The sequence below is a fragment of the Collimonas sp. GW821-FHT02H07 genome, assembly GCF_059421505.1.
Map to the genome: position 1 here is coordinate 90,743 of NZ_JBWKVC010000017.1, position 12,815 is coordinate 103,557.

The 12,815-nt window shown below is 61.1% G+C and carries 12 protein-coding genes; 4 read left to right on the plus strand and 8 right to left on the minus strand.

The window, feature by feature from the left end:
* Window positions 1–164 precede the first annotated feature (164 nt).
* Together AC07V8_RS22210 and AC07V8_RS22215 are read right to left on the minus strand one after the other, a co-directional pair.
* Entirely contained in the window at window positions 165–1,052 is an 888-nt protein-coding gene (locus AC07V8_RS22210) for a LysR substrate-binding domain-containing protein (RefSeq protein WP_494680792.1), read from the minus strand.
* 320 nt (window positions 1,053–1,372) lie between these two features.
* A complete protein-coding gene (locus AC07V8_RS22215; RefSeq protein ID WP_494680775.1) occupies window positions 1,373–2,782 on the minus strand; it encodes an FAD-binding oxidoreductase in 1,410 nt (469 codons plus the stop codon).
* A 108-nt stretch (window positions 2,783–2,890) separates the two neighbouring features.
* Between AC07V8_RS22215 and AC07V8_RS22220 the strand changes: the two genes are divergently transcribed.
* The gene (locus tag AC07V8_RS22220; protein ID WP_494680774.1) at window positions 2,891–3,448 is read left to right on the plus strand and encodes a cob(I)yrinic acid a,c-diamide adenosyltransferase; all 558 of its coding nucleotides are present in this window, start codon (window positions 2,891–2,893) and stop codon (window positions 3,446–3,448) included.
* 54 nt (window positions 3,449–3,502) lie between these two features.
* On the opposite strand, the gene folE2 is transcribed toward AC07V8_RS22220, so the two are convergent.
* The 4 genes from folE2 to AC07V8_RS22240 all read right to left on the minus strand — a co-directional run bounded on the left by folE2 (window position 3,503) and on the right by AC07V8_RS22240 (window position 7,572).
* On the minus strand, window positions 3,503–4,306 hold the full coding sequence (gene folE2, locus AC07V8_RS22225; RefSeq protein WP_494680773.1) for a GTP cyclohydrolase FolE2: 804 nt from the start codon (window positions 4,304–4,306) through the stop codon (window positions 3,503–3,505).
* Between the two features lie 186 nt (window positions 4,307–4,492).
* Window positions 4,493–6,364 carry a 1-deoxy-D-xylulose-5-phosphate synthase gene (dxs, locus tag AC07V8_RS22230; protein ID WP_494680772.1) on the minus strand — a complete coding sequence of 624 codons (1,872 nt, stop codon included), beginning with the start codon at window positions 6,362–6,364 and terminating at the stop codon, window positions 4,493–4,495.
* 12 nt (window positions 6,365–6,376) lie between these two features.
* Window positions 6,377–7,282 (minus strand): polyprenyl synthetase family protein, encoded by a 906-nt coding sequence (locus AC07V8_RS22235; protein WP_494680771.1) that lies wholly within the window; start codon window positions 7,280–7,282, stop codon window positions 6,377–6,379.
* 26 nt (window positions 7,283–7,308) lie between these two features.
* A complete protein-coding gene (locus tag AC07V8_RS22240) occupies window positions 7,309–7,572 on the minus strand; it encodes an exodeoxyribonuclease VII small subunit (RefSeq protein ID WP_061937211.1) in 264 nt (87 codons plus the stop codon).
* 234 nt (window positions 7,573–7,806) lie between these two features.
* Here AC07V8_RS22240 and AC07V8_RS22245 point away from each other — a divergent pair, with 234 nt between their 5' ends.
* From AC07V8_RS22245 to AC07V8_RS22255, 3 genes are all read left to right on the plus strand, one after another.
* A complete protein-coding gene (locus tag AC07V8_RS22245; RefSeq protein ID WP_494680770.1) occupies window positions 7,807–8,910 on the plus strand; it encodes an aromatic ring-hydroxylating oxygenase subunit alpha in 1,104 nt (367 codons plus the stop codon).
* Between the two features lie 143 nt (window positions 8,911–9,053).
* Window positions 9,054–9,977, plus strand: coding sequence for a DMT family transporter (locus AC07V8_RS22250; RefSeq protein ID WP_494680769.1), 924 nt, complete (start codon window positions 9,054–9,056; stop codon window positions 9,975–9,977).
* A gap of 48 nt (window positions 9,978–10,025) precedes the next feature.
* A complete protein-coding gene (locus AC07V8_RS22255; protein ID WP_494680768.1) occupies window positions 10,026–10,892 on the plus strand; it encodes a sulfurtransferase in 867 nt (288 codons plus the stop codon).
* 80 nt (window positions 10,893–10,972) lie between these two features.
* On the opposite strand, the gene AC07V8_RS22260 is transcribed toward AC07V8_RS22255, so the two are convergent.
* Complete coding sequence (locus tag AC07V8_RS22260) at window positions 10,973–11,716, minus strand: ZIP family metal transporter (RefSeq protein ID WP_494680791.1); 744 nt, start codon at window positions 11,714–11,716, stop codon at window positions 10,973–10,975.
* 201 nt (window positions 11,717–11,917) lie between these two features.
* A complete protein-coding gene (locus AC07V8_RS22265; RefSeq protein WP_494680767.1) occupies window positions 11,918–12,802 on the minus strand; it encodes a dienelactone hydrolase family protein in 885 nt (294 codons plus the stop codon).
* Between the last annotated feature and the right edge of the window lie 13 nt (window positions 12,803–12,815).

The following is a 12,815-nucleotide window of genomic DNA, read 5'->3' on the forward strand; positions in this document are numbered from 1 at the left end:
TGATGATTGAAAACTCTCTCAGCGAGTATAAGGCCAATGCGAGACCATTGCGAACCCTGCAAAATGCTTTCCTGCCAATTCCGCCTGAAAAGCTTGCAAGCCAGCGGTGAAATGTTTTCAGGTCGGGCCGCGCAGGTCGGGATGCGTAGGTCGGGCCTGCGCTCTCAGATGCTGCTGAAGGTCGTCTTCATCCAGTCGATGAAGACAGTCACTTCCGGCCGCTCCTGCGGCTTTTGCTGGTACACCAGGTAATAGGCATGCGGCGGCGAGGTCAGGCTGATGTCGAACAGCTGCACCAGCTTGCCTTGCTCGATCAGCTCGCGCGCGAAATGCTTGCGGGTCAGGCCGACGCCGTGGCCGTGCCGCACCAGCTCCAGCAGCAAACCCAGGTCGTCGGCGCGCAAACCCGAGGAAGGCTCGGGCCAGTCAAGGCCGGCCGCCTGGAACCAGGGTTGCCACGGTTCCAGCGCCGAACGCAGCAGGCTCGCCTTGCGCAGGTCGGCCGGCTTGTTGAGCGGGCCGATTTTCTTCAGGTATTCCGGGCTGGCGACGGCAAAGGTCGGCTCCTCGAACAGCTTCTCGGTGGTGGTGTTGGGATACTTGCCGGCGCCGAAACGGACTTCCAGGTCGCTCTCGGTCAGGCTGAGGTCGTACAGCGGCACCGAGAGGAATATTTCCACCACGATCTCGGGATGCCGGCTGACAAAATCCTGCAGGTGCGGGATCAGCAATTGCCGCGCAAACGTCGGCGGCGCGGTGATCTTGACGCGCGGCTGCACCTGGGCGTGGCGCTGCGGCAGCGGAAATTCGGTCAAGGTGCGCAAGGCGCTGCGCACCACTTCCAGGTAGCGGTGGCCGAACTCCGACAAGGTCACCGTGCGGCCTTCGCGCGAGAACAGGCGCTCGCCGACAAAGTCCTCCAGCAGGCGGATCCGGTGCGACAGCGCCGACGGCGTAATGCAAAGTTCTTCCGCCGCCACGGCGAAGGAATGATGGCGCGCCGCGGCTTCAAATGCGGACAAGGCATGCACCGGCGGCAGGCGATTGACCAGGGGAGCTTTATTCGACATGGCTGACCTGCTTGCTGACTTATTAAGAATTTTATTAAACACGATAAAACCGTAACCCGGCTTTCGTCGCGCTCAACATACGTAGCTAACTGGGGTCAGAGTGAACTTTCTGCGCTTTTTGCAGAAACTTCACTCTGACCCCACTTAGCGGGCTATGGATTACATGCCTCGCTGCTGAAAAAAACCATGTAGCGCGTTCTGTCTTTCTCCGAATCCGTCATGTGGGGTCGGAGTCGAGTTTCGCGAAAAAGCGCCGCGAAAGTCGACTCCGACCCCAGATGACTCTGCCCAAGTTGCGCAACTCACCACCGGATGATCTTGCCGGGATTCATGATGTTCCTGGGATCGAAGGCATGCTTCAGCGCGCGCATGGTGGCGATCGCTTCGGCGCCATGTTCTTCGATCAGGAAATCCATTTTGTGCAGGCCGACGCCGTGTTCGCCGGTGCAGGTGCCGTCCATGGCGATGGCGCGGCTGACCATGCGCGCATTGACGCCCTCGGCGCGCGCGATGTCGGCGGCATTGCCGGGATCGACCAGCATCTGGGTATGGAAATTACCGTCGCCGACATGGCCGATGATCGAATACACGAGGCCGTTCGCTTCGCAGTCGGCCTTGGTGTCGAGTATGCATTCCGCCAGGCGCGAGATCGGCACGCAGCAATCGGTGGAAATCGCGCGGCTGCCCGGGCGCAGTTGCAGCAGTGCGAAATAGGCATTGTGGCGCGCTGCCCACAGACGCGAACGGTCTTCCGGCCGCGTCGCCCATTCGAAACCGGTGGCGTGATGGTCGGCTGCCAGCGCTTGCACGATTTCAGCCTGTTCCTTGACGCCGTTCTCGCTGCCATGGAATTCAAACAGCAGCAGCGGCTGCTCCGGCAGCGCCAGCTTGGAATGCGCATTGATGGCGCGCACGCCGTTTTCATCCAGCAGCTCGACCCGCGCGATCGGCACGCCCAGCTGTATAGTCTGGATCACCGCATTGACGGCGTCGGCGATATTTTCAAACGAGCATACCGCGGCGGAAATCGCTTCCGGCTGCGGATAGAGCTTGACCGTGATTTCGGTGATGACGCCGAGCGTGCCTTCGCTGCCGACAAAGATCCTCGTCAGGTCGTAGCCGGCCGCCGATTTCCTGGCGCGGGTGCCGGTCTTGATGATGCGGCCGTCGGACGTCACCACGGTCAGCGCCAGCGTGTTTTCGCGCATGCTACCGTAGCGTACCGCGTTGGTGCCGGACGCGCGGGTGGCCGCCATGCCGCCGATCGAGGCGTCGGCGCCGGGGTCGATCGGAAAGAACAGGCCGCTGTCCTTGATCTCGTGGTTCAGCTGCTTGCGGGTGACGCCGGCCTGCACCGTCGCCGTCAGGTCTTCGGCATGGATCGCCAGCAAGCGGTTCATGCGCGACAGATCAACCGAAATCCCGCCTTGCAGCGCCAGCACATGACCCTCCAGCGAGGTGCCGCTGCCGAAAGGGATCAGCGGTATCTGGTGTTCATTGCACAGCTTGACCAGCGCCGCGACTTCTTCGGTGCTTTCAGCGAAAACGACGGCATCCGGCAGCATCGGATCGTAAGAGGACTCATCGCGGCCATGCTGTTCGCGCATCGCCTGGGTGGTCGAGAGACGCTCGCCAAACAAGGTTTTGAGAGACGCCAACAGGGTTTCCGGCAGCGCTTTCTTCAGTGCCGCGAGATCGGTGATGTGATTCATGGGACGGTCTCCTTTTTCATGAATTTTACTCTGCGGCGGCCGGTCGTGCCGGTGAGTGCTGGTGTACAGTAGCAGCATCGCTATTTCACCTGACATATATTCAATCCCATGGGCAACCGACTTTCCAAGATCGCCACGCGCACCGGCGACAAAGGCAGCACTGGCCTCGGCGATGGCAGTCGGGTCGACAAGGACAGCCTGCGCATCCAGGCCATCGGCGACGTCGATGAACTGAACTCGCAGCTCGGCTTGTTGCTATGCGATCAATTGGATCCGGCGCTGCGCGAGGCCTTGCTGTCGATACAGCACGACCTGTTCGACCTGGGCGGCGAACTGTGCATTCCCGGCTACACGCTGGTCAACGATGGCCAGGTAGCGCGGCTTGACGCGCTGCTGGAAAAATACAATGCCGACTTGCCGCCGCTCAAAGACTTCATCCTGCCCGGCGGCAGCCACGCCGCCGCGTTGGCGCACGTTTGCCGCACGGTTTGCCGCCGTGCGGAACGCAGCATCGTCAGCCTGGGCAAGAGCGAGACCGTCAGCGAACCAGTGCGCCAGTACGTGAATCGGCTGTCGGACCTGCTGTTCGTGCTGTCGCGGGTGCTGAACCGGGCGGATGGCGGCAGCGACGTGCTGTGGCAAAAGGACCGGGTGCGGGACACATGAAAAAAGGGCGCGGCGTTTACGGCGCCACGCCCTTTTAGCGGTAAAGCTGCAATCTTATTTGCTGCGCTTGTCGTGTTCGATCAAGGCATACGCCGAGTGATTGTGGATCGATTCGAAGTTTTCCGCTTCCAGCACGTAAGCCAGCACGCGCGGCTCCTGGTTCAAGGCAACAGCGACGTCGCGCACCAGGTCTTCAACAAATTTCGGATTCTCGTAGGCGCGCTCGGTCACGTATTTTTCATCCGGACGCTTGAGCAGGCCGAACAGTTCGCAGGAAGCCTGGGCTTCGATGCGGGCGATCAATTCATCCACCTGTATCTCGCCGTCCAGCACGGCGTTGACCGTGATGTGCGAGCGCTGGTTGTGCGCGCCATAGGCTGAAATCTGCTTCGAGCATGGGCACAGGCTGGTCACCGGCACCATGACTTTGAGGGTGATTTCCAGTTCGCCGCGATTGATCTCGCCGCTCAGGCCGACCTCATAGTCCATCAGGCTCTGAACGCCGGAAACCGGCGCGGTCTTGTTGATGAAATAGGGGAAGCTCAGTTCGATGCGGCCGCGCTCGGCGTCCAGCAGGGTCACCATCTTGCGCATCAGCGCGCCGAAGGAAGCCACGTCCAGCGGCCCGTCCAGACCTTCCAGCAAGGCGATGAAACGCGACATGTGGGTGCCCTTCTGCTGTTCCGGCAGATGCACGTACATATTCCAGCTGCCGACCGTGGCTTGCGCCGTTGCCGCGGTACGCACGGTCAGCGGATAGCGCACGCCTTTGACGCCAACGCGCTGGATCGCCAGGCGGCGGGTGTCGACGCTGCTCTGCACGTCAGGAATGGTCAGGTTCTGGTCACGGGTATTCATTTGAGGTTTAACCTTTGCGCAATGGACAAAAGACTGCCTTGGCGGTCTTGTCCCGGCTCACTGTCGCGCACCATGGGTGCTGACGGCAAGCCGGGGGATTGGAAATAGTATGGCTGGAAGGCTGCCGCATGGCGGCAGCAGCATCCTGGCTGGAGTTACTGGAACAACGGCTGGCGCCAGGCCAGCTTATTTCTGATTGACGACCAGGCGCGGCTGATCCTTGCCAAAGCGCTGGCGTATCGAAGCGGCGATGCCTTCGGCATTCAGGCCGCATTGCGCCAGCAGCAGGCCGGCGTCGCCATGATCGATAAATCGGTCCGGCAAGCCCAGGTTCAAGAGCGGCTTGACGCATCCTGCGGCAGCCAGCGCTTCCGCCACCGCGGCGCCGGCGCCGCCCATGATGCAGCCCTCTTCCACCGTCACCAGCGCGTCGTGGGTATTGGCCAATTCCAGCACCAGCTCCACGTCCAGCGGCTTGACGAAGCGCATGTTGACCACCGTGGCGTCCAGCAATTCGCCGGCGGCGACGCTGGGCGCCAGCAATGAGCCGAAAGCCAGGATCGCGACATTGTGGCCTTTGCGCTTGACTTCGCCTTTACCCAGCGGCAGCACCGTCAGCGCCGGATCGATCGCAGCGCCGGTGCCGGCGCCGCGCGGATAGCGCACCGCGGCCGGACCGTTGTACTGGTAAGCGGTGGTCAGCATCTGGCGGCATTCGTTTTCGTCGGAGGCCGCCATCACTACCATGTTCGGAATGCAGCGCAGGTAGGCCATATCGTAGTTGCCGGCGTGCGTGGCGCCGTCGGCGCCGACCAGGCCGGAGCGGTCCAGCGCGAAGGTGACGTCGAGGTTTTGCAGGGCAACGTCATGGATCAGCTGGTCGTAGGCGCGCTGCAGGAAGGTTGAATAGATCGCCACCACCGGCTTCAAGCCTTCGCAAGCCATGCCGGCGGCGAAAGTGACGGCGTGCTGCTCGGCGATGCCGACGTCATAGAAGCGCTGCGGAAAGCGCTTGGCAAAGGCATCCAGGCCGGAGCCGCCCGACATCGCCGGCGTGATGCCGATCAGCTTGTCGTCTTGCGCGGCGGTGTCGCACAGCCAGTCGCCGAACACCTGGGTGTAGGTCATCTTGCTGACCGCGGCCGGCTTGATGCCTTCGGCCGGATTGAACTTGCCGGGGCCGTGGTACAGCACCGGATCGGCTTCCGCCAGCTTGTAGCCCTGGCCCTTCTTGGTCACCACGTGCAGGAACTGCGGACCCTTGAGGTGCTTCAGGTTCTGCAGGGTCGGGATCAGCGAATCCAGGTCGTGGCCGTCGATCGGGCCGATGTAGTTGAAACCGAATTCTTCAAACATGGTGGCCGGCACCACCATGCCTTTGGCATGTTCTTCGAAACGCTTGGCCAGCTGCCGCATCGGCGCCGGCAGGATCGACTTGCCGACATTTTTCGCTTGCGCGTAGAACTGGCCCGACATCAGGCGCGCCAGGTAGCGGTTCAAGGCGCCCACCGGCGGCGAGATCGACATGTCGTTGTCGTTCAGGATCACCAGCATGTTGATGTCGTCGTACACGCCGGCGTTGTTCATGGCTTCGAACACCATGCCGGCGGTCATGGCGCCGTCGCCGATCACGGCAATCGCGTGGCGCTCGGTCTCGCCCTTGGTCTTGGCGGCCAGCGCCATGCCCAGCGCGGCGGAAATCGACGTCGAGGAATGCGCAGTGCCGAAGGTGTCGTACTCGCTTTCGCAGCGGCGCGGGAAACCCGAGATGCCGTTCAGCTGGCGCAGCGTGTTCATGCGCTCGCGGCGGCCGGTGAGGATCTTGTGCGGATAGGTTTGATGGCCGACGTCCCACACCACGCGGTCCTCCGGCGTGTTGAAGACGTAGTGCAAGGCAATTGTCAGCTCCACGGTGCCGAGGTTGGACGACAGATGGCCGCCGGTCTGCGACACCGATTCGATGACAAATTCGCGCAGCTCGTCGGCCAGCGGCTTGAGTTGCGCCCGCGACAACTTGCGCAGGTCTGCCGGGCTGTCGATTGTGTTGAGTATTTCCATATGCCCTAAACCCTAAGCTTTCCGTTGCACGATCAAATCCGCCAGCTCGCGCAGGCGACGTGCCTTATTCCCAAACATCGCAAGCGCCCGGTGGGCATCGTTGCGTAATTTTTCTGCCAGTGCCTGCGATTCCGGCAAACCCAGAATCGAGACGTAGGTCGGCTTGTTGTCGGCGGCGTCCTTGCCCGCTGTCTTGCCCAGCGTGGCGGAATCGGCCGTGGCGTCGAGGATATCGTCGACTACCTGGAACGCCAGTCCGATCGCCGTGCCGTAGGCTTCCAGCGCATCGGTCTCATCCTGCGCCAGGGCTTTGCCGCCCCACGCGCCCAGCAATACCGAAGCGCGCAGCAAGGCGCCGGTCTTCAGCTTGTGCATCTGTTCCAGCTCAGCCAGCGACAGGCTCAGGCCGACGCTCGCCAGGTCGATGGCCTGGCCGCCGCACATGCCGAGCGAACCGGAAGCCTGGGCCAGCAAACGCAGCATGACGATCTGCCGCGCCGCATCGAAGCCGGCGGCATCGGTCTCGGCCAGCACCACGAAAGCCTGCGCCTGCAAGGCGTCGCCGACCAGCAAGGCGGTGGCTTCATCATACTGCACGTGCACGGTAGGCTTGCCGCGGCGCAAGGCGTCGTCGTCCATGCAGGGCATGTCGTCGTGCACCAGTGAATAGGCGTGGATCATTTCAACCGCGGCCGCGGCCCGCTGCACCACCGTTGCCGGCGCGGCAAATAATTCCCCGGCAGCAAATACCAGCAAGGGCCGCACGCGCTTGCCGCCGTCCAGCACCGCGTAGCGCATGGCCTGATGCAGCCTGGCCGGTGTGATATTTTCTGACGGCAAGAATTTGCCAAGCGCCGTCTCCATCTCGGACTGCACCTGGCGCATCCATTCGCCGAACGACTGTTCTGCAACTGGCATCGTGGCTGCTAACTGAGCGGCTGCCGTCATTCGTCGGCTCCGCTGTGATCGTTCAAGGCTTCACCGACGAAGGGTTTGAGCATATCGCCTTCCAGCACCTTGACCTGGCTGTCGACCTTTTCCAGTTGCGCGGCGCAAAACTTGACCAGCTCAGATCCTCGCTTATAGGCGGCAACCGATGCTTCCAGCGGCAATTCGCCGGCTTCCATTTGGGCTACCAGTTGCTCCAGTTCGGCCATGGCTTGTTCAAACGAGGCCGGGCTGCTGGCGGAAATCGGATTCTTTGGCATAGTAGGTGTAATGTGATTAGACCGCTATTTTAGAGCAAACCTCCGTAAGCCGTTGAATTTAGACAGCAGTTTTGAAGCTTTGGCTCGATAAAATGCTTGAAACGACGCCAAATCCGGCTTTTTTGTGGGATAATCCTCGGTTCTGTCCAAAATTTCCGTTTCATATTATTTGAACACAGGTTTTTGCGGATTCTTTCTCTCTTAGGTTGATACAACACATTTGGGGGTGGAGGGATGTCCGATCTGGCTTCTATTACCAAGCTCGCGCGCTCCGATGCGCAACTTCCGGTCAACGTCTACTTTGACGAAGCGCTGTTAAAGCGCGAAATCCAGCAACTCTTTCAGAATGGCCCGCGCTACGTCGGCCATGAGCTGATGGTGCCCAACGTCGGCGATTACGCCACGCTGGCTTCTGAAAACGAAGGCCGCATGCTGGTGCGCAATCCGCAGGGCATCGAGCTCATTTCCAACGTCTGCCGCCATCGCCAGGCCAAGATGTTCGACGGCCGCGGCAATGCCCGCAATATCGTCTGCCCGCTGCACCGCTGGACTTACGATCTCAAGGGCGAACTGATAGGCGCGCCGCATTTCGGCGAGACGCCTTGCATGAACCTGTCCAAGACGCCTTTGCAAAACTGGAACGGCCTGCTGTTCGAGCAGAATGCCTTCCATATCGGCGAAAAGCTGGCGCAGCTGGGCGTGGCCAAGGATCTCGATTTCAGCGGCTACCTGTTCGATCACGTCGAAGTGCACGAGTGCGACTACAACTGGAAAACCTTCATCGAGGTTTACCTGGAGGATTATCACGTCGAGCCCTTCCATCCCGGCCTCGGCAGCTTTGTCAGCTGCGACGATCTGCAATGGCAATTTGGCAAGGATTACAGCGTACAGACCGTGGGCGTCAACCACGGGCTGGCGAAATCCGGTTCGCCGGCCTACAAGAAGTGGCAGGAACAGGTCCTCAAGTTCAACAACGGCGAGGCGCCCAAGTTCGGCGCGATCTGGCTGACGCTGTACCCGAACATCATGGTGGAGTGGTATCCGCATGTGCTGGTGGTGTCGACGCTGTGGCCGCGCGGCCCGCAGAAGACCACCAATGTGGTGGAATTCTACTATCCGGAAGAAATCGCCCTGTTTGAGCGCGAAATGGTCGAAGCGGAACGCGCCGCCTATATGGAAACCTGCGTCGAGGACGATGAAATCGCCCTGCGCATGGATGCCGGCCGGCGCATCCTGATGGAGCGCGGCGTCAGTGAAGTGGGTCCTTACCAGTCGCCGATGGAAGACGGCATGCAGCATTTCCATGAGTGGTACCGCAGCCAGGCCGGCCTGGCCTAGGTCCTGCCAAATCCATATCCGGGCCGGAACCGGTTCGCTGCTGGCAGCGGATCAGCTCCGGCCCTTTATTTTTTGCGGACACGCGTAACGGCGCCGGAATCAGTCAAAATGACTGCAACCTCGCCCCTTGCTAGATTTTTCCCATGCAATCACTCTGGATGCTCTTTGCCAGCCTCATGTTTTCCCTCATGGGGGTCTGCGTCAAGCTTGCTTCAGAACACTACTCAACTTCTGAAATCCTGTTCAGCCGCGGCGTCATCGGCATGCTGTTCATCGTCGCCCTGGTTGTCCTCAAGGGTGGCACCCTGAAAACACCGTTGCCGCGCGAGCACATGCGGCGCGGCGTGATCGGCGTGATTTCCCTGGCCATGTGGTTCTATTCGTTCAGCCTGCTGCCGGTCGCCACCGCCACCACCCTCAACTACACCTCATCGATATGGCTGGCGGCCATCCTGTTCGGCGTGGCATGGTGGCGCAGCAATGCCCGCTTTGAATGGGGCATGGCAGCTACCATCCTGCTCAGCTTCGCCGGCGTCATGCTGCTGTTGCGGCCGTCGTTCGCCCCTGAACAAACCACGGCAGCGCTGATCGCGCTCGGCTCCGGCCTGATTTCCGCGATCGCCTATCTGCAGGTGCGGCGCCTGGGCCAGCTGGGCGAACCGGAATATCGGGTGGTGTTTTATTTTTCCGCCATCAGCGCCCTTGCCGGCCTGGCCGGATGCCTGGGCTTGCCGGGCGGCGGCATTCCTTTCATGCACAGCCACAATCTGGCGGGATTCGGTTTGCTGATTGCGCTCAGCATCACGGCAACCATCGGCCAGATCGCGATGACCCGCGCCTACCGCCTCGGCAACCCATTGCTTACCGCCAACCTGCAATACACCGGCATCGTCTTTTCCAGCATCCTCGGCATTCTGATCTGGCAAGACCAGCTCGGCTGGCGCGGCTGGCTGGGGACAACGGTAATCCTTATCGGCGGTTTGCTGGCAACGTTTTATAATCAAAGAAAGGCGCGTCCGCTGACAACGCTGCAGACAGATAAATCGCTGGCTGACGACACTGCCTGAAATTGTTTCCTGTAGTGTCCTGATCAACACTTACCCAGAAGGAATGCCATGTCTCAAGCACATCCCTACACCACGCTGATTTCTGCGGCGAACCTGCAGCAGAATGCGCAGAACCCGGGCTGGGTCATCATCGACTGCCGTCATGACCTGATGGACCCGGCGGCGGGAAGAAGCGCTTACGACGCCGGCCATATCGCCGGGGCGCGCTTCGCCAACCTGGATCAAGACCTGTCCGGCGCCAAGCAGGCGGCCGACGGCAGCTTCAAGGGCCGCCATCCGCTGCCGGCGCAGGATGCGCTGATCGCCACGCTGCGCCGCTGGGGCATCAGCGACGACACCCAGGTAGTTGCCTACGACGCCCAGGGCGGCATGTATGCCGCGCGCCTGTGGTGGCTGCTGCGCTCGATCGGCCACGCCTCGGTGGCGGTGCTGGACGGCGGTCTGGCGGCCTGGCAGACGGCCGGACAAGGATTGACGACGGCAGAACCGGCGCCGACGCCCGGCAGCATCAGCGCCAAGCCGGCGCTGACCGCCAGCGTCAACGCGCATGACATCCTGAGCAACCTGACCAACCTGCGCCGCACCATCGTCGATGCGCGCGCGCCGGACCGCTTCCGCGGCGAAAATGAAACCATCGACCCGGTCGGCGGCCATATTCCCGGCGCCAAGAACCGCTTCTTCAAGGACAACCTGCAAGCCGATGGCCGCTTCAAGCCGGGCCATCAGCTGCACGAGGAGTTCGGCGCGCTGATCAGCGAACCGCAAACCGCCGTCATGCAGTGCGGATCCGGGGTGACCGCCTGCCATAACTTGCTGGCGCTGGAAATCGCCGGCCTGCATGGCGCCGCGCTGTATCCGGGATCGTGGAGCGAATGGTGTGCCGACGCCACGCGGCCGGTGGCCAAGGGCGCATAAGGAACCAGCCGCCCAGGAATTGAAACGGGGGAGCTGCGCTGCTGCGCACTCCCCCGTTTTTTCATCAGCTGGTTCAGACCTTAATGCTGATGAGCGTGCCGCGTCAGGAACAAGACAATGGCGACGCCTGCGCCGATCAGCAGGATCTGCGGAATGGTTTCGCGCAAGGTAGCGCGGCGCTGCATCTGCGGCATCAGGTCGCTGACGGCGATATAGATGAATCCGGACGAGGCAAACACCAGCACGTAAGGAATCCATTCCATGCCGCGCTCCAGCGTGAAGTAGCCGAGCAGGCCGCCCAGCACCGCCATCAGGCTGCAGATCAGGTTGTAGACGTAGGCGCGGGTGCGCGAAAACCCGGCATTGAGCAGCACGATGAAATCGCCGATTTCCTGCGGAATCTCGTGCACGATGATGGCCAGGCCGGTGATCAGGCCAAGGTGCGGATCGGCCAGGAAAGCGGCGGCAATCAGGATACCGTCGGTAAAGTTGTGCAAGCCGTCGCCGACCAGAATCATCCAGCCGGCCTTGCCCGCCTCTTTCTTGTCATGGCCATGATGATGGCCGTGGCCGTCATCCTCGTGATGGTGGGAATGGCGCAGGATGGCAAATTTTTCCAGCACGAAAAAGGCCAGCAAGCCGCCCAGCAGGACGGCGAACAGCGTATGGCTGTCGGCCTGCGATTCGAAGGCTTCCGGCAGCGCGTGCAGCAAGGAAGTGGCCAGCATGATGCCGACCGACAGGCTGACCATGCGCTCGACCATCTTGGACAGCAGCGCGAAGGAAAAAATGGCAGCGGCGGTAATGCTGAAAACGCCGGCGATAGTCGTCGCCAGGAGAATTGAAACGAGTGTGGAATTAATTTTTGGCCCCAGCTAACAAACGTCAAATGCAACAATGTTGCAAATTAAAACACAGCTGCTGCATTTCGGCAAATTTAACTGTCATTTATCCCGTTTGAGGGGTGGGAATTTTGTATCCGGATGGCCGCATCCGGATACAAATAGCCGTGATGCCTGCGTGCTTCAGCTGACGCCATGTTCCTTGAACCAAGCCAGGGTGCGCTTCCAGCCATCCTTGGCGTCTGCTTCCACATAGCTGGGCCGGTAGTCGGCGTTGAAGGCGTGACCGGAATTCGGGTAGACCACGATTTCCGACCTGCTGCCGCCCTTGGCCAGCGCCGCCTTCATCTGCGCCACATGCTCCTGCGTAATGCCCTGGTCCTTGGCGCCGTACAAACCCAGCACCGGCACTTTCAGGGCCGGCGCGATATCCACCGGTTGCTTTGGCATCAGTTCGTTCTTTTCGCCGACAAGGCTGCCATACCAGGCCGCCGCGGCTTTTACCTTGGGATTGTGAGCGGCATACAGCCAGGTGACGCGGCCGCCCCAGCAAAAGCCGGTGATCGCCAGCTTGTCGATATTGCCGTTATTTTCCTTGGCCCAGGCCACGCAGGCATCGACATCGCCCAGCACCTGGTCGTCCGGCACTTTGGAAATCACGTTCTTGTACAGCTCTGGAATGGTGGCGAAGGCAGCCGGGTCGCCCTGGCGCTTGAACAGGTCCGGCGCGATCGCCAGGTAGCCCAGCTTGGCGAAGCGGCGCGCGATGTCGGCGATGTGCTCATGCACGCCGAAAATTTCCGAGATCACCAGCACCACCGGCAGATTGGTCTTGCCCTCAGGCTGGGCGCGGTAAATCGGCACGCTCAAGCCATTGATCTGGATTTCCAGGGCGCCGGCGGTGAGGCCGGCGGCATCGGTCTTGATCACGGTCTGCGCGCATACCGGCAGCACCGCCGCGGCGAAGCCGGTGCCCAGCGTGGTCTTCAAAAAAGTACGGCGGTCGACATTGTCGGACAAACTGGTTTTCGCCACCAGACTATCGAAATCTTCTTTCAAATTCGCCATCAATATTCTCCTT

Bases quoted from the DNA above. Each gene is read 5' to 3' on its own strand.
- AC07V8_RS22215 (WP_494680775.1), bottom strand. From the start codon at position 2,782: ATGAATCACATCACCGATCTCGCGGCACTGAAGAAAGCGCTGCCGGAA.
- AC07V8_RS22220 (WP_494680774.1), top strand. From the start codon at position 2,891: ATGGGCAACCGACTTTCCAAGATCGCCACGCGCACCGGCGACAAAGGC.
- folE2 (WP_494680773.1), bottom strand. From the start codon at position 4,306: ATGAATACCCGTGACCAGAACCTGACCATTCCTGACGTGCAGAGCAGC.
- dxs (WP_494680772.1), bottom strand. From the start codon at position 6,364: ATGGAAATACTCAACACAATCGACAGCCCGGCAGACCTGCGCAAGTTG.
- AC07V8_RS22235 (WP_494680771.1), bottom strand. From the start codon at position 7,282: ATGCCAGTTGCAGAACAGTCGTTCGGCGAATGGATGCGCCAGGTGCAG.
- AC07V8_RS22240 (WP_061937211.1), bottom strand. From the start codon at position 7,572: ATGCCAAAGAATCCGATTTCCGCCAGCAGCCCGGCCTCGTTTGAACAA.
- AC07V8_RS22245 (WP_494680770.1), top strand. From the start codon at position 7,807: ATGTCCGATCTGGCTTCTATTACCAAGCTCGCGCGCTCCGATGCGCAA.
- AC07V8_RS22250 (WP_494680769.1), top strand. From the start codon at position 9,054: ATGCAATCACTCTGGATGCTCTTTGCCAGCCTCATGTTTTCCCTCATG.
- AC07V8_RS22255 (WP_494680768.1), top strand. From the start codon at position 10,026: ATGTCTCAAGCACATCCCTACACCACGCTGATTTCTGCGGCGAACCTG.
- AC07V8_RS22265 (WP_494680767.1), bottom strand. From the start codon at position 12,802: ATGGCGAATTTGAAAGAAGATTTCGATAGTCTGGTGGCGAAAACCAGT.